22 protein-coding genes are annotated in these 22,660 nt (G+C 36.2%); 14 read left to right on the top strand and 8 right to left on the bottom strand.

Translation table 11 applies throughout. The features are described 5' to 3' along the window. Nucleotides 1-140: 140 nt before the first annotated feature. The gene (locus tag AB1471_RS14655; RefSeq protein WP_367780519.1) at nucleotides 141-464 is read right to left on the bottom strand and encodes a hypothetical protein; all 324 of its coding nucleotides are present in this window, start codon (nucleotides 462-464) and stop codon (nucleotides 141-143) included. Between the two features lie 690 nt (nucleotides 465-1,154). On the opposite strand from AB1471_RS14655, the gene AB1471_RS14650 reads away from it, so the two are divergent. From AB1471_RS14650 to AB1471_RS14625, 6 genes are all read left to right on the top strand, one after another. Next, nucleotides 1,155-1,700, top strand: coding sequence for a C39 family peptidase (locus tag AB1471_RS14650; protein ID WP_367780518.1), 546 nt, complete (start codon nucleotides 1,155-1,157; stop codon nucleotides 1,698-1,700). A gap of 193 nt (nucleotides 1,701-1,893) precedes the next feature. Then, nucleotides 1,894-3,192: a homoserine dehydrogenase gene (locus tag AB1471_RS14645; protein ID WP_367780517.1), complete on the top strand. Its 1,299-nt coding sequence runs from the start codon at nucleotides 1,894-1,896 to the stop codon at nucleotides 3,190-3,192. Nucleotides 3,193-3,194: 2 nt separating this feature from the next. After that, a complete protein-coding gene (thrC, locus tag AB1471_RS14640) occupies nucleotides 3,195-4,256 on the top strand; it encodes a threonine synthase (protein WP_367780516.1) in 1,062 nt (353 codons plus the stop codon). Further along, the gene (gene thrB / locus AB1471_RS14635) at nucleotides 4,253-5,182 is read left to right on the top strand and encodes a homoserine kinase (RefSeq protein WP_367780515.1); all 930 of its coding nucleotides are present in this window, start codon (nucleotides 4,253-4,255) and stop codon (nucleotides 5,180-5,182) included. The genes thrC and thrB overlap by 4 nt, the downstream gene beginning before the upstream one ends. A 180-nt stretch (nucleotides 5,183-5,362) precedes the next feature. Continuing rightward, the gene (locus AB1471_RS14630) at nucleotides 5,363-6,184 is read left to right on the top strand and encodes a GNAT family N-acetyltransferase (RefSeq protein WP_367780514.1); all 822 of its coding nucleotides are present in this window, start codon (nucleotides 5,363-5,365) and stop codon (nucleotides 6,182-6,184) included. 216 nt (nucleotides 6,185-6,400) lie between these two features. Next, on the top strand, nucleotides 6,401-6,889 hold the full coding sequence (locus AB1471_RS14625) for a GNAT family N-acetyltransferase (protein ID WP_367780513.1): 489 nt from the start codon (nucleotides 6,401-6,403) through the stop codon (nucleotides 6,887-6,889). A gap of 346 nt (nucleotides 6,890-7,235) precedes the next feature. Here the strand turns inward: AB1471_RS14625 and AB1471_RS14620 are convergent, their stop codons facing one another. Next, complete coding sequence (locus AB1471_RS14620; protein ID WP_367780512.1) at nucleotides 7,236-7,796, bottom strand: NADPH-dependent FMN reductase; 561 nt, start codon at nucleotides 7,794-7,796, stop codon at nucleotides 7,236-7,238. Nucleotides 7,797-8,006: 210 nt separating this feature from the next. Here AB1471_RS14620 and AB1471_RS14615 point away from each other — a divergent pair, with 210 nt between their 5' ends. From AB1471_RS14615 to AB1471_RS14595, 5 genes are all read left to right on the top strand, one after another. Beyond that, on the top strand, nucleotides 8,007-8,702 hold the full coding sequence (locus AB1471_RS14615; RefSeq protein WP_367780511.1) for a response regulator transcription factor: 696 nt from the start codon (nucleotides 8,007-8,009) through the stop codon (nucleotides 8,700-8,702). Between the two features lies 1 nt (nucleotide 8,703). Continuing rightward, on the top strand, nucleotides 8,704-9,636 hold the full coding sequence (locus tag AB1471_RS14610) for a sensor histidine kinase (RefSeq protein WP_367780510.1): 933 nt from the start codon (nucleotides 8,704-8,706) through the stop codon (nucleotides 9,634-9,636). 180 nt (nucleotides 9,637-9,816) lie between these two features. Continuing rightward, nucleotides 9,817-10,740: an ABC transporter ATP-binding protein gene (locus tag AB1471_RS14605; protein WP_367780509.1), complete on the top strand. Its 924-nt coding sequence runs from the start codon at nucleotides 9,817-9,819 to the stop codon at nucleotides 10,738-10,740. Then, on the top strand, nucleotides 10,733-11,425 hold the full coding sequence (locus tag AB1471_RS14600; RefSeq protein ID WP_367780508.1) for an ABC transporter permease: 693 nt from the start codon (nucleotides 10,733-10,735) through the stop codon (nucleotides 11,423-11,425). The genes AB1471_RS14605 and AB1471_RS14600 overlap by 8 nt, the downstream gene beginning before the upstream one ends. A gap of 38 nt (nucleotides 11,426-11,463) precedes the next feature. Continuing rightward, entirely contained in the window at nucleotides 11,464-12,360 is an 897-nt protein-coding gene (locus tag AB1471_RS14595) for a DUF4097 family beta strand repeat-containing protein (RefSeq protein WP_367780507.1), read from the top strand. A gap of 473 nt (nucleotides 12,361-12,833) precedes the next feature. Here the strand turns inward: AB1471_RS14595 and AB1471_RS14590 are convergent, their stop codons facing one another. Together AB1471_RS14590 and AB1471_RS14585 are read right to left on the bottom strand one after the other, a co-directional pair. After that, nucleotides 12,834-13,220, bottom strand: coding sequence for a hypothetical protein (locus AB1471_RS14590; protein ID WP_367780506.1), 387 nt, complete (start codon nucleotides 13,218-13,220; stop codon nucleotides 12,834-12,836). A gap of 23 nt (nucleotides 13,221-13,243) precedes the next feature. Then, nucleotides 13,244-13,663: a DUF1259 domain-containing protein gene (locus AB1471_RS14585; protein ID WP_367780505.1), complete on the bottom strand. Its 420-nt coding sequence runs from the start codon at nucleotides 13,661-13,663 to the stop codon at nucleotides 13,244-13,246. A gap of 442 nt (nucleotides 13,664-14,105) precedes the next feature. Here AB1471_RS14585 and AB1471_RS14580 point away from each other — a divergent pair, with 442 nt between their 5' ends. Further along, a complete protein-coding gene (locus AB1471_RS14580) occupies nucleotides 14,106-14,576 on the top strand; it encodes a hypothetical protein (RefSeq protein ID WP_367780504.1) in 471 nt (156 codons plus the stop codon). Nucleotides 14,577-14,885: 309 nt separating this feature from the next. Here the strand turns inward: AB1471_RS14580 and AB1471_RS14575 are convergent, their stop codons facing one another. Both AB1471_RS14575 and AB1471_RS14570 read right to left on the bottom strand, forming a co-directional pair. After that, nucleotides 14,886-15,485, bottom strand: coding sequence for a DUF6241 domain-containing protein (locus AB1471_RS14575; RefSeq protein ID WP_367780503.1), 600 nt, complete (start codon nucleotides 15,483-15,485; stop codon nucleotides 14,886-14,888). A gap of 416 nt (nucleotides 15,486-15,901) precedes the next feature. Continuing rightward, a complete protein-coding gene (locus AB1471_RS14570) occupies nucleotides 15,902-16,096 on the bottom strand; it encodes a CDGSH iron-sulfur domain-containing protein (RefSeq protein ID WP_367780502.1) in 195 nt (64 codons plus the stop codon). Nucleotides 16,097-16,468: 372 nt separating this feature from the next. Here AB1471_RS14570 and AB1471_RS14565 point away from each other — a divergent pair, with 372 nt between their 5' ends. After that, on the top strand, nucleotides 16,469-16,855 hold the full coding sequence (locus tag AB1471_RS14565) for a thiol-disulfide oxidoreductase DCC family protein (protein WP_367780501.1): 387 nt from the start codon (nucleotides 16,469-16,471) through the stop codon (nucleotides 16,853-16,855). Between the two features lie 187 nt (nucleotides 16,856-17,042). Here the strand turns inward: AB1471_RS14565 and AB1471_RS14560 are convergent, their stop codons facing one another. Further along, entirely contained in the window at nucleotides 17,043-19,670 is a 2,628-nt protein-coding gene (locus AB1471_RS14560) for a glycosyl hydrolase (RefSeq protein ID WP_367780500.1), read from the bottom strand. A gap of 1,122 nt (nucleotides 19,671-20,792) precedes the next feature. Between AB1471_RS14560 and AB1471_RS14550 the strand changes: the two genes are divergently transcribed. Then, nucleotides 20,793-21,494: a pirin family protein gene (locus AB1471_RS14550; RefSeq protein WP_367780499.1), complete on the top strand. Its 702-nt coding sequence runs from the start codon at nucleotides 20,793-20,795 to the stop codon at nucleotides 21,492-21,494. 536 nt (nucleotides 21,495-22,030) lie between these two features. Here the strand turns inward: AB1471_RS14550 and AB1471_RS14545 are convergent. Continuing rightward, nucleotides 22,031-22,657, bottom strand: coding sequence for a sterol desaturase family protein (locus tag AB1471_RS14545; RefSeq protein WP_367780498.1), 627 nt, complete (start codon nucleotides 22,655-22,657; stop codon nucleotides 22,031-22,033). Nucleotides 22,658-22,660: the final 3 nt, after the last annotated feature.

Raw genomic sequence — 22,660 nt, 5'->3', positions numbered from 1 at the left:
TAGCTAAATCAAATCCAATGGCAACATAATAGGTGCTATAACACCTACGGTCTCGTCACTGACTACAAAGTAATCTCCATCTATTACTTTGCAGTTTATTGGGTTCAGACTCTTTTTGATGCTTTTTGAATTTCCGCATGTCAAGCTGTGAAATAATCATAATAAGCAACCATAACAACGACAAAGAAAACAGCTGTGTATAAAAAACATGTATTCACAATCACTTTAGGATGAATGTATGTTTTTTGTTCACCTAATTGAACCGTTTCTAATTTATTTGTTGGACCAACCCGGTTCGCTTTTGCGAAATTGCTCGGTGAAGTGAATAAACGAACAACGACGATTGCGGCAATTCCAACAAGTAGAGAAACTTCAATAAATGCCGTATCGAGTGCCAACATCACAAGCACATTTAAAGCGATTAAAACCGCAGCGGTGCCAATTAAATTTAACCCTTTAACCACTTGCATGCACACCTTTCTATAAATTCAAACAATTCATCTTATTTTCGCATAATCAACCTATTGTTTCTACTTTATTTAACACAAGAATATAGCGAATTTGATAATAAATGTGAATGACAATTCCACGAATCCCGCACAAAGGTACTGAAATAGGAAATAAAAGATATAATTTAAAAAAGGTAGTTTATCTAGGTTTAATTAGGTAGATTTCCAAAGGATAAATGTAAGTTTATGTGAAAATGATTTCAGGGAATTTATTGAAACAAAAGGAAGAAATTCTACATAATTCTCATTTAAAAAGGAGTCTTCAGTAATGATATAAATTTTTTAGAAGAGGAATTATCATATGAGGATTTCCAAGATAGTAAATCAGGTGACTATGCCATAGGCTATTTTCAATCTGGTGAGGAAGGCCAATTTTGGGGTTATGGACTGTACAATGATAAGGTAAATGAACCGAATATCAAAGATGCCTATACACGTATATTTACAACAATTGAGTCTAATCGAGAATGAAAAATGAAAGCAATAACTGAACATAATCCACCTTTTTATTGTCTATTATGAATTAAATTCCTGGTAATGTTTTTTGTAAATCGAGGAGGGAAGTAGGTGCGTTTTTTCAATCAATTAAGAAAGAAAATTTTGGATTAAAGGAAGTTACTTTTCAGGAGATTGGAGACCATTCAAATGAATAAACATGTCATGCTAAAGGAGATAAAGACCTTTACTCAATATGATGTAGCTCTTTCAAAACTAGGAAAAGGTTCTGCCTGTGGTCCAACGACAATCGCGACATTATTAAACGATTCTAATCCAACAACGCTTACTGAATCTTCCTATATAAGACAATGCTACAAACAAAGCGGTACTACCTGGCTTGGCTTACCTGCATGGCAGCTCGTTTTTACATTGCGTAAATACGGAAAATCAGAAAAAATAGCTGTGAACTGTATGTGGGATCATTTCACAAAAGAAATTGATCAAAATAGAGCAGTGGCGATTAAGTTTGATCAATGGTCTTCTTTTAAGTGGTCCTCCCGAAATTTTCACTATCGCTACCATTGGGTAACGGGCATAGGTTATGAAGTCGAAGAGGAAAAGCGTTACTTACACGTCTTAGACAACGGCGCATATGACCCTCTAACGAAGCAAACAAGAGAAAGTAAGGTCGAGAGAATCTCATTTGATGTAAATAAATCGATCTTGACCATGGTGACATTTAGCCCTAATTGAAAAAATGAAAGAATTTACTAAGTGAAATTACAGACGCTTCATATTATGTAAGCGAATACATTTTGAAACTAGCCATTTTATTATGAAAGTTCTATAAATTGGGTTGTCATAGGAGGGGGGGAGTCGTTATAATTATCTTTATATTCAAAATAAACAGCCTAAGATACATATGTTAGGTGGAAGCGGGTGCCATATGACAAAAAAAGAAATTACCATTGGAATGCTAGGATGCGGTACAGTTGGAAGTGGTGTCGCGACCATGATCCGAGAAAATGAAAGAGAACTAACACAGCGACTAGGTGTACCAGTGAGAATAGATAAGATCGTCATACGTGATTTGGAAAAAGAACGCGGAACATTCGTTGATCACGACTTGCTTTGTTTAAATATAGCGGATGTTATCAATGATCCTTCAATTGACGTAATTGTAGAAGTAATGGGTGGGATAGAAGAGGCAAGAGAAGCGATCGAACAAGCACTATGTGCCAAAAAACCAGTCATTACAGCAAACAAAGATTTGATGGCACTTCATGGACATGAACTACTCCGTCTCGCACACGAAAATAGCTGTGACCTTTATTATGAAGCAAGTGTTGCAGGTGGGATACCGATTATTCGAGCGGTAGAAGATGGCTTATCATCGGATCGTATTTCAGGAATCATGGGAATCGTTAACGGAACAACGAACTACATTTTAACGAAAATGAAAGAAGAAAATTGGTCGTATGACGAAGCGCTTAAAAAAGCTCAAGAACTAGGTTTCGCAGAAAATGATCCAACGGCTGATGTAGAAGGTTTCGATGCTGCACGCAAAATGGCCATCCTCTCGACACTCGCCTTCTCAATGGAAGTTCACTTAGAAGACGTAAAAGTGAGCGGGATGACAACCATTAAAAAGGAGGACTTAGCGCTCGCTGAACAATTTGGATACAGTGTAAAAATGCTTGGTTTCTCTGAGCATGATGAAAATGGTGTAGATGCATCCGTTGAGCCTGTCTTTTTAGCTTCTTCCCATCCACTTGCATCTGTTCGAAATGAATACAATGCTGTTTATGTTTACGGGGATGCTGTAGGGGAAACTATGTTTTACGGTCCAGGTGCAGGTTCTCTACCGACTGCTACAGCCGTTGTTTCAGATGTTTTAATGGCATGTCGCAATCTACTGCTTGGTATTGGCGGGAAGAGAAATCCTAACCCAATGTACGATCGACTGATAAAAGGGGAAGAAAATCAACATGCACAATTTTTCCATAGACTGCTAGTTAAAGATGAAGTGGATGTTTTTTCTGAATTAACGTCCATCTATAGCAGTCATAATGCAAGTCTAGGTTCCATTATCCAACGACCAGGTAAAGAACAGGGTGAAGCAGAAGTGATCTTAATCACCAAATCACTTTCACGTAAAAACCATCGACAAATTATAGAGGATTTACAAGCTTCGTATTCCGTTAAAGAAATCATCAGCCAGTATAGGGTAGAGGGAGGGGGCTGATATTGAGATGGCAAGGGTTAATTGAAGAATATAGTGAATGGCTTCCCGTCACTAACAAAACACCAAATATAAGTTTATCAGAAGGAAACACGCCTTTGATCGCACTCACTTCTCTATCGAAAGAGTGGGGGATTGATTTACATGTAAAGCTTGAAGGTGCTAATCCGACAGGTTCCTTTAAAGATCGTGGGATGGTGATGGCTGTCGCAAAAGCAAAAGAAGAAGGCAGTGGAGCAATCATTTGTGCTTCTACAGGAAATACTTCCGCTTCAGCAGCAGCATATGGAGCACGAGCGGGACTACGTACGATCGTCGTCATTCCAGATGGTCGTATTGCACTTGGTAAATTAGCTCAAGCGAAAATGTATGGAGCGGATATTATTGCGATTGAAGGAAACTTTGATGAAGCCTTAACCCTTGTACGACGCGTTAGTGAGGAAGAGGACATTACTCTCGTGAACTCAGTGAATCCATATCGTTTAGAAGGACAAAAAACAGCGGCATTTGAAGTGATTGAACAACTTGGAAAAGCACCAGATATTCTTGCGCTGCCTGTTGGTAATGCGGGGAACATTTCTGCTTACTGGAAAGGATTTACTGAATACCAACAAAAACATAGTGGTGAACGCCCAACACTTTTAGGCGTGCAAGCAGCAGGAGCGGCACCGATCGTTCACAATAAAATCGTTGAACAACCAGAAACGGTTGCAACGGCTATTAGAATCGGCCATCCGGCAAGCTGGAATTTAGCGCTTGATGCACTAAATGAATCAAACGGTCACATTATGGCTGTAACAGACGAGGAAATTCTTGAAGCCTATCAGCTTATCGCTAGAACAGAAGGTGTATTTGCTGAACCCGCATCATGTGCACCAATTGCCAGTTTGAAAAAGCGAATCGAAGCAGGTTTAATCAAAAAGGGGAGCACGATCGTGACAGTGCTAACAGGAAACGGTTTAAAAGATCCTGAAACTGCGATCAACGTTTCGAACTTAGAGCCAGTCCGTATTCAAGCGAACTTTGACCAGCTTAGAAACGAACTTAAAGGGGGCGTCACACAATGACGTTCGCTCCATTTCAAGTAAAGGTCCCAGCAACAACGGCAAACCTGGGACCTGGTTTTGATTCGATTGGATTGGCTTTACAGGTGTACCAAAGTGTTAGAGTCATCCCTTCTTCTACTTGGTGCATTGAGTATGAAGATGAAACACATAAAGAATTATCAATTGGTAACGATAATATAATTATGTCAACAATAAAAAAAGTAGAATCGATCTTTAATCAACAATCACCAACCGCTTCGCTTTCTGTCCGTTCAAACATTCCATTGTCTCGTGGGATGGGAAGTAGTGCAGCCGCCATAGTAGCTGGCATCGCAATCGCTGAACAACTGCTTGGACTCAACTTGTCAGATGAGCAAAAAGTGAAAATTGCCAGTGATATTGAAGGTCACCCTGATAATGTATCAGCAGCACTTGTAGGAGGGTTGACCGTTAGTCGCTACGACCAACACGAACTTGATTTCATAAAGCTCCCTACGCATAATGTCGGAATATTACTGATGGTTCCTTCACATGAGCTTGAGACGTCTTTATCTCGAGGGTCTTTACCAGAAGTATTGTCCCACAAAAAAGCTACATCCTCGAGTGCAGCAGCTAATGTTATGCTACCAGCTATTTTGATGAATGATTGGTCAACGGCTGGGAAGTTGATGGAAAAAGACGGTTTTCATGAACCATACCGTACAAAGTGGTTGCAATCGTTTGAGGACATTCGTCATTATGCAAAGGAGCTCGGTGCGTATGGATGCACAATAAGCGGTGCTGGCCCATCGTTGGTTATTTTTTGTCCGCAAGAAAGCCAGAAGAACATTCATAAAGAATTGGAACTCTCCTATCCTAACTATATTTGCATTAAGACTAGACTTGACTCTATTGGAACAACGGTTTCACCAATATACTTGAAAGAAAACATGCAACCACCTGTCTAAATGCTGGGATAGGTGGTTTTATTGATTATAAATTGTTGTTACGTAATAAAGATGAACAATTTACGAAGTAAATACCAATCTATAAAATTATTCATAAAGAGCTTACATTCGTGTGAGCTAGATTATATGGAATTTTCTTTCTAGTGAGAAGGATAAGCAATGCTAATAAAGGAGACAATTATGTTAACGACACAACAATTACAAGATATTGAACAACTGCAGAAAGAGTGCGAAACGAATGATCATTTACAACTGAAACTTAACTGGGAAATGCTGAGAAAACGCGATTCTAATCAGCTAGACTTTGTTCATTATGAAAATGACAAACTTGTAGCGTTTTTAGGTTTGTATGCTTTTGGTTCTACAGTTGAAGTATGCGGCATGGTGAAACCAAGTGAACGACGGAAGGGACATTTTCAACGATTGTTTCAACAAGGAATGGATACCGTCAAACAAAACGGATACAAGAAAATCTTATTAAACGCACCTGCGAGATCAGATGTAGCAAAAGCTTTTTTGAATAAACAAGGCGCTGATTATGCATTTTCAGAACATCAAATGGAGTGGCAAGAAGGGTCTATTGAAGAAGTTGACGGTGTGACATTGCGCCAAGCAAAAGCAAATGATTTAGACTTGCGTATACGTTTGTCTGTTGAAGCGTTTGGCTTGACCGAAGAAGATGCCCAAGCGTCGGAAAGCAGTGTCGACCGGGATGAAGACGCCAGTATGTTAATGATTGATGTGAACGAAGAAACGGTAGGGAAAATTCTTGTGGATCGACAAGATGGCCAAGCGTGGATCTATGGATTTTCCATTTTACCAGAGCAGCAAGGCAAAGGAATTGGCAGCAAAGTGTTGCGCCGAGTCATAAAAGATCAACATTCTGCTGGTTATTCGGTACACCTAGAAGTCGAAACGAAAAATGACCATGCTTTAGGGTTATATGAATCAGTTGGATTCAAGGCGGTACATGCACAAAATTATTATACGTATCAACTTTAAAAGCGAGTCGATTTGACTCGCTTTTTTCGTTAGTAGGATTATGACTCTAGATGTTTTGATAGCTGCTGTAGGGAGTGGTTGATCTATATCTGGTACAGCACGTATTGTTCAATTGATGGAAATTTGAAACTATTGTAATTGGATTAAAAGTCTCTTTAATTGAATAAGAACAATATAATTGAAATAGTAAATATTATTTTTTGGGGGTGGAGATTAATGATTGAAACTGAAAGATGTTTACTTTATGTTATTCAACAATCAAATTATAAGGATGTGAAGGAACTTTACCTTAACAAAGATGTAAGAGAATTTCTTGGCGGTACAAGAGAAGAGGAAGGTATACAAGGAACTTTTGATGAAATGATAAACTCAAATAATGATTCGAGTTATTGGATAGTTAGAAATAAAAAAACAAATGAATTTATTGGCTTAGTATCTTTGGACCCTCATCATATAGGTAACGATATTGAAATTTCTTATCAGTTTCTTCCTAAATGGTGGGGAGCTGGTTATGCGACTGAAGTTATGAAAGAGATAATCAAATTTGCATTTGAGAGCTTGAATTTATCAAGGGTTATTGCTGTAACACAGACTGCTAATATCTCTTCTAGGAAGCTCCTAGAAAGATTAGGAATGAAACTAATTAGTAAATACCAAAGGTTTGGAGCGGATCAATCACTGTATTCCATTGAGTCTAACTCGTAACTGTTTCTAGACTAGTGTCTTACTCTATAGGGGGAATCAATCCGTAATAAGACAACCTGAAACAACGATCAGCGTCTCGAACTTAGACCCAATAAGTATTGAAGGGAACGTTGAGCAGCTCAGAAACGAACTTCAAGGGGGTCACATAAAGAATAACCAAAAGTAACGATAATTTTATTATGTAAACTAACAATGGATAAAATCTATTGTCTCGTGTAATCACATTATCTTCCTATTTATATAATAGCTTGAACATTTTATCCACTAGTATTGGGGGGATGTTGTTAATCTATATCCATATAAAAATAACCGCCATAGGGCGGTTATTTTTATAACAAGTACTCCTTTACTTAAAACATGTTACCCATTTAACGAGCGATTCAAGTAATCTACTCACATATTGACCTGTTTTCTCATCAGTCATCTGACTTTCTTTATCAAACTTTTTATGAACTTCTGAAATTAAGACTTGTGGTTCAACCATGACAAATGAACGAGTAGAAGATAATGTTTGTCTTAATTGAGATTGTGCTTGTGCAGTGCCAGCTCTCCCCGGTGTTGAACCCATAATAGCCACTGGCTTTTTTAGAAGTGGTGCATCTTTACCCCCTCTAGAAGCCCAATCTAGTGCATTTTTTAAAACCCCTGGAATTCCGCTGTTATATTCTGGTGTTACAATGAGTAGAGCATCTGAATTACGGATTGCATCCTTAAATTCGTTAACAATAGTAGGATCTCCTTGTTTTTCAACGTCCTCATTAAACATCGGAATATCGTTTAAATCAAATTCAGTTATTTCCATTTCATTAGGAGAAAGCTTGATTGCTTCACGAAGTAATGAACGGCTATATGATTCTTTTCGTAGACTCCCTGCAAAACCTAATACTTTCATTTTTTGAGTACTCATAGAAAATTCATCCCCTTTAGTAAGTTTGTTCAACGTCATATTTAGTGTAATACATATATTCAATATAATATATAAATTTTAAAAGTAAGACTACTATATATCATAAAAAAATAAAAGAATGTCGTTTTTTGGTATAATTAAGTCATTACAACAAAATAACCCAAAAGGAACGATAACTTTAGACCTGTAAAAATAGTAGGAGGGAAACCCTTGGATCATAAAATCTTAATTGTGGAAGATGACCAATCAATTAGTGAAATGGTAAGCGAAAGCCTGAAGAAAGAAGGCTATGAAGTCAGCGTTGTTTTTGATGGAGAAGAGGCTTTAACGTTGTTTGATAATAAAGAATTTGACTTAATCCTTCTAGATCTTATGCTCCCAAAAATAGATGGTATAGAATGTTTGAAATTGATTCGATCTAAAAGTGTGGTTCCAGTTCTTATTATTTCAGCCAAAGATGAGGATGTAGACAAGGCACTAGGCCTTGGGTTTGGTGCAGATGACTATATTTCCAAGCCATTTTCAATGATCGAATTAAAAGCGAGAGTTAAGGCACTTATCAGAAGGACGACTCATTATAAAAGTGATGCTATAAAAAAGCAAGATACGATTAAAATAGGCGATCTAGTAGTTGATATGAATAGCTACTCGGTGAAAAAGTTCGATAACTATCTTCAACTTACTGCAAAAGAATTCAATATTCTAAAGCTATTTATTACGAATCCTACTCATGTCTACACAAAGGCTCAACTGTATAACCTTGTGTGGCAAGAGGAGTACTTTAAAGATATGAATGTGATCAATGTACATATTAGACGACTTAGAGAAAAAATTGAGGATGATCCGTCAAACCCTACATATATTAAGACTCTGTGGGGAATAGGTTATCGATTGGGGGAAGTCTAGATTGATAGTCTTACTCGTTCTCCTATTAGGACTCTCTATTAGTTCAAATATATATATGTACCGGAATCGTGTACCATACAAGGAACTGGAATACGCTCAAATGAAACTTCAACAGATCATTAAAAATGAGACAAATGAGAAATTGTTATTAAATACCGACGATCCACGAATGAAATCTCTTTTGATAGAGATAAACCATCTCTTAGAACATAATCAAAAAACCGTAGCCAACCATCTTAAATTAGAACAATCAATGAGAAAGATGCTATCCAATATCTCACATGATCTAAAGACGCCGCTCACAGTTGTTCGCGGTTACACAGAAATCATGATGAATGATGAAAACGTAAGCCGTGAAAAAATGAAAACCCTATTACAAACGGTCAATTTAAAAACAGTGGAAGTTCTTGAGCTAATTAACCGTTTTTTTGAGTTAGTAAAGCTTGAATCAGGAGACAAGACGGTGGAAATGTCTAAAGTGAATACTAGTGAAATTTGTCGCAAGAAAATATTAGATTACTATGAAATCTTAACAAGCAAAGATTTTGAAGTGTCCGTTATGATACCAGATGAAGAAATATACGCTTGGGGAAATGAACTTGAAATCGAACGAATCCTAAATAACCTACTATCCAATGCCATTCAATATGGTTCGGATGGAAAAATGATTGGTCTGGAACTAATAAGTGATGAAAACCATGTCTTCATAAACGTATTCGATAGAGGAAAGGGTATTAATGAATTACATAAGGATCATGTCTTTGAACGTATGTATACGCTTGAAGATTCGAGAAATAAACTTCATCAAGGAAGTGGATTGGGGTTAACGATCACTAAAAGGCTCGTCGAAAAATTAGGAGGAAAAATCTTTCTAGAAAGTATTCCTTTTAAAAAGACGACATTTACGATCGAATTGAAGCGGTTTAAATTTTAATTCCTAAAAAAACGTTATGAGGCCGTTTGGAGGCACCTATTTTCCAAACGGTCTTTTTAAACGGTTAACACGCAACTAACAATCAGGTGAAAAGTAAGTTTTTCTTAAGAAACAGGTAATAGAAAAGAGAACCATATTGGATACAATAAATATAGATCAAGAGGGGGAGGCAACGAACATATGACTAGCATGATCAGAACGACTAACTTAACGAAAATCTATAAAGGTACAGAAGTTGTTTCAAATATAAACATGACTGTTAAGAAAGGCGAGATCTATGGTTTTTTAGGACCGAATGGTTCAGGAAAAACAACGGTGATGAGAATGATTACAAACTTATCAAAACCATCCAGTGGAGAACTGGTTGTCTGTGGACAAAAAGTAACACCGAAATCTTATGAATTATTGAAGCGAATGGGAAGTATCATCGAATACCCGGTTTTCTACGACAATCTAACTGCACGAGAAAACCTAGATCTTCATTGTGAATACATTGGATACTACAACAAAAATGCCATTAATTCCGCCCTAGATATGGTTAAGCTTGAAAATTTTGAAGGGAAACTTGTAAAGGATTTTTCTTTAGGGATGAGGCAGCGGCTAGGGATTGCCCGAGCCATTATAACGAAACCAGAATTGTTGGTTCTAGATGAACCCATCAATGGACTCGATCCAGCAGGAATAAAAGAACTGAGGAGTCTTTTTTTGATGTTAAGTAAGGATTATGGAATGACATTACTCATATCCAGTCACATTCTCGCAGAAATAGAACAAATCGCGGATACGATTGGTGTCATTCATGAAGGAAAGCTGATCAAAGAAGTATCAATGGAAAATATCCGATTAGAGAATGCAGCTTACATCGAACTGCAAACAGATAATAGTAGGAAAGCGGTCTATGTGATCAATAACTTATTACATATTTCTAACTTCAAAGTGCTGGATGACAACACCATTCGTATTTATGAATCAACAAAATCTCAGGGGGAAATTTCTAAGGCACTTATTATGAATGACGTACTTGTCAACCAAATCAATAAAAAAGATCATTCGTTAGAAGACTACTTCTTGAAGATTATTAATGGGGGTGGAATCAGTGCTTAAACTCATCCGACTTGAAGTAAAGAAATATAAGTTGTTTGATTATTGGAAAGGCGTTTTAATAGCGAATCTAGCGATTATTGCTTTTTTAAGTATGATCTTTTTTATCGAAATAAATGATGGGCTTATTCCCTTTGAAAACTTTGATATGGCGATGAACGTTACTCATACAATGATTCGAGCTACATTCCTTATTTTTTCTTCCGTACTCATTGTTAAGTTAGTTCTAGATGAATACAAGAATAAATCAATAGACATCATGTTTACGTATCCAATTAGCCGAAAAAAAATGATGACAGCAAAGTTGTTGATTGTCGCAATTTTCACCTTTGTAACGATCCTCCTTTCTACTCTATTTATAGGCGGACTATTTATTTTAATAGATGCTGTTTTCGATATTATCCCAGGGAATATTAGCATGGAAGATATCTCAAGAAATATTTTGACAACCATCATGGGTGCTCTTGCTTGTGCAGGGATGAGTCTTATTCCGCTTTATTTTGGGATGCTCCGAAAATCAGCACCAGCAACAATCGTTTCCTCTATTTTTTTATCGACTTTGACGAATTCAACAAGTGACAACTTTACTTTGTTTTCAATTGTTGCGATTCCAATTTCTCTTGCACTTATCGGAGTGCTAATAGCATTCCTATCCGTCAGAAATATAGAAATACAAGATGTCAGATGATTGAGTAGATTGATTGTACGAGTGAGGAGAAAAACAGGGTGAAAAGAAGAATCTTAGGAGTGGTTTTGATTTTTCTAGGCATCGCTGCTGTCTATGGTATAGGAAAGCCATTTTATAAGTCAATATTTGCAACGGTTGAAATAAATGAAGAAAAAATAATTGAAGCCGCTTATATTGAGGTAGTAAACATCCGAACATCATCTACTAATGTCAAGGTCGTACCAGCTACGACTAACCAAATAACTGTTTATGTAGATGGGATAATCGTCAAAAAGCTTGAAGATACTTATCATCTGAAAGTGAAAGAAGCAGATGGTCAATTAAATATTGAGTACCTATCAAACGAAAACATCATAGGCATTAAATTGGAAAGTAAAAAGGATATCAATGTGCGCGTTACTTTACCTGAAAAAGTCTATCGTGAGTTGCTTATTACTACATCTTCGGGCAATATCGAGGTGGAGAACGTTGTTGCTGACACCTTTGAGTCGAAAACAACTTCTGGAGATCAAACAATTAAGGACATTAAAACAAATGATGATGTATTAATTCACTCCACAAGTGGTAATATCGCTTTAAAACGTAATACAATGACTGCGTTCACAATTAACACAACAAGCGGGGATGTTGAAACCGAAGCATTGGACTCACAACGTGGCCAGATCAATACTACTTCTGGAAGTGTAACAATGAACATAAAACAAATGATCAAAGAGTTAGACATCGCCACGACTAGCGGTGATGTAAAGACAGATTTCGAGAACAATCCAGAATCACTCAGAATAGATTTCAAAGGAAAATCTGGAAAACCGGACATCCAATTGAAAGATATTATGTATGAGTATAAGGATGAAAATTCAGCAATTGGGGTGATTGGAAAAGGCGTACATATACTGAAAGTTCGCACGTCATCAGGAGACTTGAAGGTAAGATAATTTATCTTGTGAGCATATATTTTCAAAATTGTAAAGAGAAACACACGAGTCTGAAGATTTTAATGTCCTCTTTAATAGGACAATGGATAGTAGAAAATGCTGTAAGTAAAAATGTGTGTGAGTATACGTATCTACCTGATTTTCTTATGGACTTATAAATATCCCAAAAAAGAACTTTGTTTAAACATGAATAAAAAATTATCTAAGATATAATAGATAATAATTCTTCATGTTCCCCCATGACAAAAAAATCCCTGCTCTTCGAAGTAGGGATTTTTATTTTGCATTCAGTTATACATAGTATATCTACGAAAAGATAAATGCATCTAAGCTCAGTTTTTCAATAATGGTCAATGCGGCTTATAAGGAAAAAGAACTTAACGAACGAGTGCTTTTATGTGGATTTCCTGTACCGATAATCGTGTGATCTTTATAGGGAAAAGATTCTTAGTATACTTAATTTGTTACTGATCCTATTTTTTCTTATCTGTCTTTTTTGTTACTACTCCATCTATTTCTATTAATTCGCTAAATCTATATACGGCTCCAGTAATCTGTTTTCTATCTTTATTTCTACCATAGAGAGTAACAAGAATATCATCGTTAGCGACTTCAATGACAGGTAAAGTATGCTCATATTGGTTAGGGTCTATGGCGATATTTAAAAAAACATACTGACCAGGGTTTATCTCTCCAAAAGTGGAACCAATTTCAACCGGTGGAGTAAGCCCCAAAAGAGTATAAACAGTTAAAACAGTTGTTGCTGTCTCATTTGAGTTGTTAAATATTTCTAGGTGCCAATTAACAAGTTCTCCATCAGCAAAATCTTTATTTACAGGTCCCGATGTTAATAATTTCATCTCTTTCACCTCCCTTCAGCATATTATGTGAAATTTTGCTCTTGCAAGGTCTCAAAAGCTTTAGAAACAGTTTCAGCAAATTCAAGTGGGTTTTCCAGTGCTTCAAAGTGTGTATAAAGAATACGGGGCTCTTCATATAACCAGTGATTACTAAGAGTACCAATTAAAATATTATCGTTTTTTCGCAGTGCGGATAGGAAGGGGGTAACTTCGGCTTGTAACAGTGCTATTGCTCCCAAGTTTAAAGCGTCTCCATTACTATCCAATGATTCAAATGAAAAGTCAGCAGGATATAATAATCGTGATTGAGAGCGAACACCTAAAATTGAAGTTGGAATATTTCTAACTAGTTCTACTGTACACACACCATTTTTAATTTCAGGTTTTCCTCCTATAATCTTTCCAAACTCATCACATGTTTTATCAAAATTATCGTGATTCATTATAGAAACTCCTTTTTTAATATATGATAGTCTGAAAAACTGGAAAGCGTGTGTGTGTATACCCTACGATAAGCATAAAAATAAAAAACCCTATCACAGCGGACTCAATGGACATTGAGGTGATAGGGTTAATAATAATAAGTCATGATTATGTTTTAACGTATATTGGTATGATGTATACAAGCAAACGGGCGCGTTAATTGAAGAAGATCTTGATATATATCAGTAAATCTTTATGATAGCATTTTAAAGATGTTTTTATAATTCAATTGACAATCTATTTCCTATTCTTCGGAGTAGGGCTTTTTAATTTGCATTAGTTGCAAACATTAAACAATACATTTCCGCATCAATTTTAAGAGATTTGTCCAAGCACTCTTTCATCTCTTTAATATACTAGTATTAAGGTGATACATTTCAATACGATTAAGGAGGTGATAAAATGACAAAAACTAGAGCCACTCAACTTCTATCTGTTCAAGAAGAACAGGCCATAGAACTACCCTTAGATGGCAAGAGGGTAGAGGTACTACGATTAAGGATACCTAACAGTCTAAAAGGGAGACAAGTAAAACTTGATGGTTTTTTTCAGTCGAATTTTTTTGTAGCTGATTTTGAAAACGATGATGTTAAGCAAGCTAATCTTCCATACAAATACGAGATAGCTTATCAAGTGATGACTAAATCGGAAGAAGGTAACATGGCACAGGTTTCACCTATATTATTGGACACTGTAAGTGGGGTACAACAATTTACTGAGTTTAGTGTCGAGCATAATACTAATCCTAATTTTACTATTGGGTTACCTTGTGTAGCCGGAGATATTGTGCTTATGGCATCTGTTGTTGAAGTGCAAGGAGGCGTTGCTGGAGCGTTTGTTAATACTCGATCCATGAATGCCACTGTGTTTTAATAAGGTAGTATTTTAATGTCAAAATACGTATTAACAGCTTTTAGAACTAAACACAAGTGAATTTGGTTTAGTTCTAACTTTTGATCTCTAAATGCCATCTTATTATTTTAATGGAATAGGTGTTAGGGTAAGTTACTCCTACTAAACCGCACATAACATAGGTAGTTTAGTGGTTATAACATGTCTTTAAAGGAGTAATATCAACGTTTAAAACCCTGCGTTAATTATAGTAAGCTAATATTATCCTTTAAAATCCGTTCAGGGCTTGTTTATTTCCTGCTATTAAACTCTTATATATGTAACGGTGTTTTACAAATCAATTTCAAGGCTTTCTATCTCCATTAATTCATCTTTATACTTGCTAAGTATATAAGCGTACTCTTCCTCATCACTCAATAATCTTGTAGCTTTACCGATCGTTCCACCACGCAATCCCCAAATAATGTTGTGGTCAATGTCAGCTAAGGAGAAGTCGCCTGCAACCCATCTATCAAGTATTTCCTTGTATTCAGCGTAAAATTCTAGGGTTTCAGCGTGATCTATTACTTGCTTATGTAGGACTTCAACACGTTTTTCAGTCATTAAGACGTTAGTGCCCCCCCATTTTTGATCCGCTTTTACTTTCTGATGTGACATACCGTGGATTACGTTTTGTACTGCAAAATCACTAACTTCATCTTCTATTACGGTGTCATCTGCATCATCATTTATTACGGCTAAAGCCTCTTGTAGTTCACTATTATCCGTTTGCTTAACTATATTTTCAGCCCTTTTTTCCTCATCTGTTTTACCTTCAGGAAAGTTTGTCTTCGTTAACAAGAATGCTCCTGCTCCTGTGCCTACTGCAATTGTAAGTGTAGTTACTGCAATAACCTTGACAGTAAATTTACTTAAAAACTTCTTTAACACTCTAAAAAACCTCCGTTTAATTTTTTCATTAAATTTGATAATAGCACGTATTACGGTTAAAGTTGAGTACTTTTATATCATGCGTACAATAAAGTTAGTTACAAAAGAAACAAGTTGTGCAAGTACGTGTCGTGAGTGAAGAAAAGCTAGTTCGATGGTCCCGATGTGCGGCTAAACAGGATGTAGACTTCGATAAACGAGAGATAGTCGCGGATAAACACGGACTAAGCTTCGATAAACGAGCGGTAACCGCGGATACACGAAAGAGAGTTGTACATAAGCAGTAAAACATAACAAGTAGAGTTGTTGTCTAGTATTGTTAGTCAACAAAAAACATGATGTGTGGACATTCACACGTCATGTTTTTGTTTTATAAAAAACAAAGTATACACTTCAATCATTCATGGTTTGACGAGTTATTCACTAGCATGTACTTTACTGTTGAATGTTCCTTGGTGAGAACCATCGCAAAAAGGCTTGTTTTTTGAATGCCCGCAACGACAAAGGGCACCTTTCTGTTTGAACACATTTCCGTCCGCATCGGTAATTTCAACATCACCTTTCACTAGTAGTGGACCATCATCTAATACTTTGATTTTAGCATCTGACATTCCAATCCCCACTTTCTCATATAGAATAAGGTGATTATGAGCACCTTTCATTATAATATGTATCTTATGAAAAAGTGTTTATGAATTTAAAATATATGATAAGGGCGAGTTTAATGTATGAAAGCAACCTTATTTTATTAACAATGCTATCGAATTAATGTGTTTTACTTACTTAGAAAAAACAGTGAAAATGAGTTGGAATGTCTCAGTTTGGATTAGGTGTTCATAAGATAGAAGGGGAGCGAAAGAGTGATATAATAAAGTAAAGATCTTTTAGGTGATGTTAAAAAGTACAGTCATCAAGTTTAGTGAATAGACTAACCTTTGTTTCTTTAATTGGGTTCATAGTTTAAAGTCTGAGGAGTGTTTTCAATGAAAAGGGATAAATTGATTGTATATTATGATTCTGATTGCCCATTGTGTACAAAAGTAAAAAACAAATGGAGCAAAATAGATATATTTAACAACTTAGAATTCTATTCTTTTCGCAATTTAAACGTGAGTGAATCTTTACCCATAGAACAAAATAAATTAGAGAAAGAGATCTATTCACAAATAAAGGGTAAGCAAGTCTATTTTCATGGTTTAGACACACTTATTGAAATGAATAAACGTATTCCAATGATTTGCATAACCGTACCTTTTCTGTGGTTTTCTAAAAAGTTAGGTGTGGGACAAAAAATATATCAATATGTTGCTGATAATAGAAAAATTTTACCTTCAAATCAGTGTAATGAAAATCAATGTGATATAGACTAACGATTGTATTCAATCGGGCTGATTTACATCAAAAAAAGATTGTTCAAAATCATTCTTACACCAGTACCATAATTAAAAGGATCTATGTTCATTTCAAAAGAAAAATAACAGGCACTCGTCATAAGGTGATAGGTGCCTGTTATTTTCTATAGTTGTACTCATTTTTAATAGGATATTTCTATTCACTTTAAGATTCTAGTTCATAAGAGTACCAGTCTGTATCATACGCTAGAATTCCTTTCGAATACGTGAAGAAGAAGTCAATTTGATCTCCTTCTCTTACATCCTGAATGGTATACTTCCATGAAACGCCATCTTGTTCAGTTCTTAGATTTTGCTGCGCTCCATTATTCACTTTATAGTGTATGTCTACAAATGTAGAAGACGTGGTAGGTGTAAATGTAAAGGTTACACTTTCGTCATTATTCTCTACAATCTCTATTTCAAAATCATCTTCTGAGATAATTGTTCCATCCCCAGGTTCTCCAGGTTCTCCAGGTTCTCCAGGTTCCCCAGGAATAGGAATCGTTCCACCATCACCGTTTCCAATGTTAAATTCATGAGGTCCAACTGTTACGACGGTGTTGTCTGAGAACGTAACCGTTTTCTCTTCATCTGTCATGTTATATACAACATGTGTTCTTTTATTATCCTTTTTGAATACTGCATAGAACGGATAATCAGCAGTGACAGTGTTGTCAACGGTTCCTAACGCATCTAAGTTACCGATCCAGTGAAGTGTATTAGCTTTCGTATTTCCTTCCTCTGGAGTGAAGACATCAGCTCGTTCTTCATATTGTCTGATCGCATCACTTGGATCGGAAATAGCGCGATACATCCAAATTAAGTCTTCCCAAATCGACCAATCATTATTACGCCTTTCAGCCAGTAATGTTTCGTAGTTTTCTTTCGCATACTCGGGATATTGTGTTAAATATAAAGATGCTCCCGTAATAGGTAACCAGTTAATACCATGAACTTCTTCAGGGTTATCTGTCCACCAGACAGCATCACCTACTGTTTTTCCTCCCCAGATCATACTAGCTGTAGAACGATTAAATTCGCCATTTTTAGGTTGATGATTTTCATCATCTACATCAAACCAATATTCATTGATTGCATTCATTTCAGTTGTGTATAGATAAATCCCCAAATCACGAAGCTCTTTGTTTCCTGTCGATTCTCCCCATAAAATAATGCCAGCCCAAGCATTCATTGCTTCAGATGATGATTCATTGTTGTTACCATCAAAGAAATTTGCATGACCTGAAGCCCAAGAGTGACCTGCATATTGATCGAAATTTCTTAAATAAGGGAACATATCATCATTACGATCCGGGTTTGCCATATCTTTAATTAAAAGATTGACCATTTGCCCCCAATTTTCATCACTTGCCCAATCTTTATCAACACGAGCAATTTCTGCTGCGGCTTTAATAAAGTAACCATAATGGAAATGATGGTCATTCAATTCTCGTACACTTCCAAAGCTATCAGGATAGCCTAGAAGAGTTCCCCAATTATCATTGTAATAAAAAAGGAATTTATCTTTTAATTGTCCGTTTTGATCACTAGCCGTAAACCAGTTTTCTAACCCGTCTTTTAATTTATCATGAAATATATTTGCAGCATCCATGCCTCCCATTTGTTGCGCTATAGGGGCGATGGTTGAAAGTTGTCCTAAATACTTTCCGTACCAATAAGTGTCTTCAGCACTTGTTTCTAGATCAAAATCCTCCTGAATATAAGAAGCTAAAGTTTCTTTGTTATAATCTCCTAATTCAGGGAGTGAGGGGAGAACACCATTAAATATCATTTTTGTTTCAAAGGATTTTCCCTCTGCTACTTTCATCGTGCCCCTAACGGACTCATATGTGTAGTCTAAAAGTGGTTGATTTGAATTTTTATATTGATGTGGATACAGAGCGAACAGCGTTCCATCGTTTGTCCCTTCTTTTCGCTCTGTTTCAAAAGTAAAAGTTGTCACAACTTCACTATTTTCTTCAACATAGTTGTATTCGCTCTTCGTATCTACAACGAATGAATACGCATATTCTTCAAATTTCTCCAATGTTTCAATGGAATTGTCAGGCAATACTGCGACAGAGAAATAATCTTTTCCATTTAGAAGATTGGTTAACGATTTTGTCCCTAGTCCTTCCCATGTTGAGCCACTTGGACCAAACAAGGCGTAATTATTTCCTTTTTCCGTTGTAATTCCCAAAACACTACTGTTTTCATTACCGTACCAAATTTCTGGAGTAGAATAGAATGTTAACTCAGGGTTTCCACCTTTATAAGTAGCATAGACATAAGGTGAACCGTGACCGTAACTTACATTTAACTCACTTGTCCCGGATTGATATGTATTTGAGACAAACCAATCACTAAAGTCATCCACTCTTGTATCAGGAAATGAACGCACGTTAGAATGACCAAGTACAAAATCATCAATGTCATTCATCCATCCTGCAATATAGTCCCCTTGACCTGTAATGAGGTTACTAGGATTATAGATCCGAAGACCGTCTTCTTGATTGATCATAGCTAGAGGGTGGGGGTACTGGGCATTTGAATACTGTGTCCAAGCTGTGGAGCTCCACCAATCGTTTGTCTCCATGGGACCTTCGATTTGATCTGTCTTGTATATTTCGCTTTGAACATCGTCTCTTCCATTCGGTTTAATTGTTGAGTAGCTCCCAGCACCCGTCTTTATTTCTCCTGAAAAAGCGTCTCCTTCCAATTCGAATGGTTTCATAGGTGTAATCATGAAAATGAGCAATAATGATAGTACAAGTAAACAAATTTTCTTCAAGATAAATCCTCCCTTTTCTTTGTAGTGTGTGAATGATGAAGGCTCTGTTTGTACCCCTTTTATTTCACCCCCTTTATCTTTCTTATCTCTTGGTCGACTTTTTACAAACAGATGACTCCTGCGGTGTGAGGCATATTTACAATAAGAGATGTGCCAGCAAAGATCAGTACACCATCAACGTTATAATGCAGGCAACGTGAGTAATAGTTATTCTTATATTGTTCATTTGAAAAGAGAATAAAGTCGTAAATAACAGCCGCCAAAACTAATAACCAAAAAACTTTTTCATGTTGATCCCGTTATATTTGGAAATATTTAAAAGTAACCGTTTTCCTAAACGAACAAAAAATAAATGATTTTTAACTAAAACAAACATGTAAACGCTTACTTTTAATCTATTATAACTTATAATATTCAGAAATCAACGAATATTATAATTTTAAAGGGTAATCGTTTTCCTTGTTGCCTAATACAACTGGGGAAGTCGTGAGTAGATATACTTTGCTATCCTTATTCCGCAACGTCTTTTGTTCGTGGATTAACCCGACGATCCTTAAAAATAACAAGGTGGTGATCACCGATTGAAAAAGAGAGTAAGTATGGGTTTGGTGAAGCAGGTTTGTCTATAAGTATCTTCTTACTATGCTAACTCATTGATTTTAATACGACCTTTTCACCGCGATCAGTAAGTGAAGGTGAGGACGATCCTTATCCTAGTTTGGATTATCGTCATTATTTATCTTTAGTAAGTACCATTCACTACGATATCGAAAAAACTTTGAACCATGGTGCTTGACGAAGTAAAAAAGGTAATATATAATTATCTCGAATTCAAGGTAATTTCAAAAAAAGCAATCTTAGGTTTTATCTGGAAGGGGTAAGACGCCTAGGATAATTGCACGTAAGCCCGATTCGCATTAGAGGGGGATGAAGAAATCCTCACTGATGGAAGTCTTTGCTTTATTAGCTTATATATATCGAATTCAAGACAGAAAAACAAGGAACTCAATATGGATATGAATACAACCTAGTTCTTATCGTAATGGCACTTGATGTAGCACTAACGGGCGCAGTAACTTATTCTTTAGATGCACTTTTTATAAATTAGAGGAGGACGTAAAAATGATTAAAGTTTATCCAGCAGAAGAAAGACATTCAGCAGATCATGGTTGGTTGAAAGCGAATTTCACTTTCTCGTTTGCTGATTATTATGACCCTAACAATGTACAATTTGGTCCAATGGTCCTTTTAAACGACGATATGATTGAACCACTTAGAGGTTTTGGTACCCACCCTCATGATGAAATGGAGATTGTATCGGTTGTATTGGAGGGACATCTAAAGCACGAAGATAATACAGGACAGTCAGCTACAACGACTTTCGGTGAAATACAACGGATGTCAGCAGGAACAGGAGTACTCCATTCTGAGATGAATCCTTCTCCAAAAGAAAAGGTAAACTTGCTTCAAATGTGGTTTTTACCAGAAGAACAGGGAATTAAACCATCTTATGAAAAAACTTCTTTTGATATTGAAGCGTTAAAAAATCAGCTAGTACCAGTAGTATCAAAACAACCGGGAGAGAATGTCGCTTACATTCACCAAGATTTAACCATTTATTTGTCTGACTTGGAGCAAGGGAAAGAATTGAGCTTTAATCAAAAAGCGGAAAGAAGAACCATGCTTTTTGTCATTGAAGGCAGCATAAAAGTGAATGATCAAGAAGAATTAAGATATAGAGACTCAGCAAGGATCACTGAAACTTCAACATTGAAAATCAAAGCGAACCAAAACGCTCGATTTATGCTAATCGACTTACCATAGTAGGAATGGGTGAATAAGGGTACTTGGCTAGCAAAGATCAGATAGGAAAGTTTGTTGAAATGGTTAAACGCAGCTTGAGCATCTGGGAATCAGATGTTGTGTCCAAAAAAAACCACCGATAGAGTGGAGAGCTCAAACGAAAAAATAATCAAATGAAATCGCCCATCATAAAAAACATCCATGTGGATCACCACATGGATGCTTCGATATGAGGGGAAAGCTTGTTCCAACCCGTGTATTTTTGAATATGGAAACCAAGTTCGATTGGAAAGTGTAGCTACAATCAGCTTCACCAACAGGTGGGGTTTGCCCAAAATGAAGTTGAATTCATTCATCAGTTGTTTGGAATCGCAGCATAAATGGTCAGTAGAACTGAACCAGGAACTCTATGTCCCTATCAAGATATTTTTGCACCAGAATCAAATAATCATTTTATTACAGAGAAAGGTGATAAGTTGGGTAAAGAAGCATTGTACTTTGAATTGGAAGTTTATATTAAGAATTTGAGATCCATTCGTTTACTTCTGTTAGATTATCTAGTTTACCCGCGCTCTCTTCTCTAAATCCTTTGCTGTCTCACTTGATTCTACTTCTTTTTCATCTTTCAATGTACCAAACAGTACGTCTACAAACGGAGTCGAAACACCGTACCAATAGTTTTCATTTTTATAATGATGAAGTAGATGGACCTTCTTTATCCATGTACCGAATTTTGTCTTCGGCTTAATTGGACGATGCGCAATGTAATGCTTCCATTCATAAATTAAAAGCATGAAGATAAGTCCTAGACTGAAAGCTAATGTCCACATAAATGTACTAGTAATAAGATAAAAAATGGTAGCCAAAACGAATAAATTGGGGAAGCTGTACCAAATTGGTAAAAATAATAATTTTAAATCATTCGGATATTTATGATGATCGTAATGTAAGCGCTTTAGTATATTTAAAAAAAAAGTATTCTTGGGTGTTTTTAAATGAAACAAAAACCTATGTGTTAAATATTCACTAAACATAAACGTGACAAGACCAACTAGGAATAATAGCAAGATTATAAGGATACTTTCTTGTATTGCAACATAACTTGCAATACCAACAAACAGACAAATCATAATGAAAATATCAAAATGTAAGAAAAAATCACGATATAAACCTTTAGACTTCATGTT

This window comes from Jeotgalibacillus marinus (genome assembly GCF_040801915.1).
GTDB classification, from domain to species: Bacteria; Bacillota; Bacilli; order Bacillales; family Jeotgalibacillaceae; genus Jeotgalibacillus; species Jeotgalibacillus marinus.
Note: the sequence above shows the minus strand (reverse complement) of the source record. Positions and strands in the feature narration are given on the sequence as shown.

Excerpts from the sequence above, each read along its gene's own strand:
- AB1471_RS14570 (WP_367780502.1), bottom strand. The coding sequence starts at position 16,096 with ATGTCAGATGCTAAAATCAAAGTATTAGATGATGGTCCACTACTAGTG.
- AB1471_RS14605 (WP_367780509.1), top strand. The coding sequence starts at position 9,817 with ATGACTAGCATGATCAGAACGACTAACTTAACGAAAATCTATAAAGGT.
- AB1471_RS14545 (WP_367780498.1), bottom strand. The coding sequence starts at position 22,657 with ATGAAGTCTAAAGGTTTATATCGTGATTTTTTCTTACATTTTGATATT.
- AB1471_RS14590 (WP_367780506.1), bottom strand. The coding sequence starts at position 13,220 with ATGAAATTATTAACATCGGGACCTGTAAATAAAGATTTTGCTGATGGA.
- AB1471_RS14630 (WP_367780514.1), top strand. The coding sequence starts at position 5,363 with ATGTTAACGACACAACAATTACAAGATATTGAACAACTGCAGAAAGAG.
- thrB (WP_367780515.1), top strand. The coding sequence starts at position 4,253 with ATGACGTTCGCTCCATTTCAAGTAAAGGTCCCAGCAACAACGGCAAAC.
- AB1471_RS14620 (WP_367780512.1), bottom strand. The coding sequence starts at position 7,796 with ATGAGTACTCAAAAAATGAAAGTATTAGGTTTTGCAGGGAGTCTACGA.
- AB1471_RS14580 (WP_367780504.1), top strand. The coding sequence starts at position 14,106 with ATGACAAAAACTAGAGCCACTCAACTTCTATCTGTTCAAGAAGAACAG.
- AB1471_RS14550 (WP_367780499.1), top strand. The coding sequence starts at position 20,793 with ATGATTAAAGTTTATCCAGCAGAAGAAAGACATTCAGCAGATCATGGT.
- AB1471_RS14625 (WP_367780513.1), top strand. The coding sequence starts at position 6,401 with ATGATTGAAACTGAAAGATGTTTACTTTATGTTATTCAACAATCAAAT.
- AB1471_RS14645 (WP_367780517.1), top strand. The coding sequence starts at position 1,894 with ATGACAAAAAAAGAAATTACCATTGGAATGCTAGGATGCGGTACAGTT.
- AB1471_RS14585 (WP_367780505.1), bottom strand. The coding sequence starts at position 13,663 with ATGAATCACGATAATTTTGATAAAACATGTGATGAGTTTGGAAAGATT.
- AB1471_RS14565 (WP_367780501.1), top strand. The coding sequence starts at position 16,469 with ATGAAAAGGGATAAATTGATTGTATATTATGATTCTGATTGCCCATTG.
- AB1471_RS14650 (WP_367780518.1), top strand. The coding sequence starts at position 1,155 with ATGAATAAACATGTCATGCTAAAGGAGATAAAGACCTTTACTCAATAT.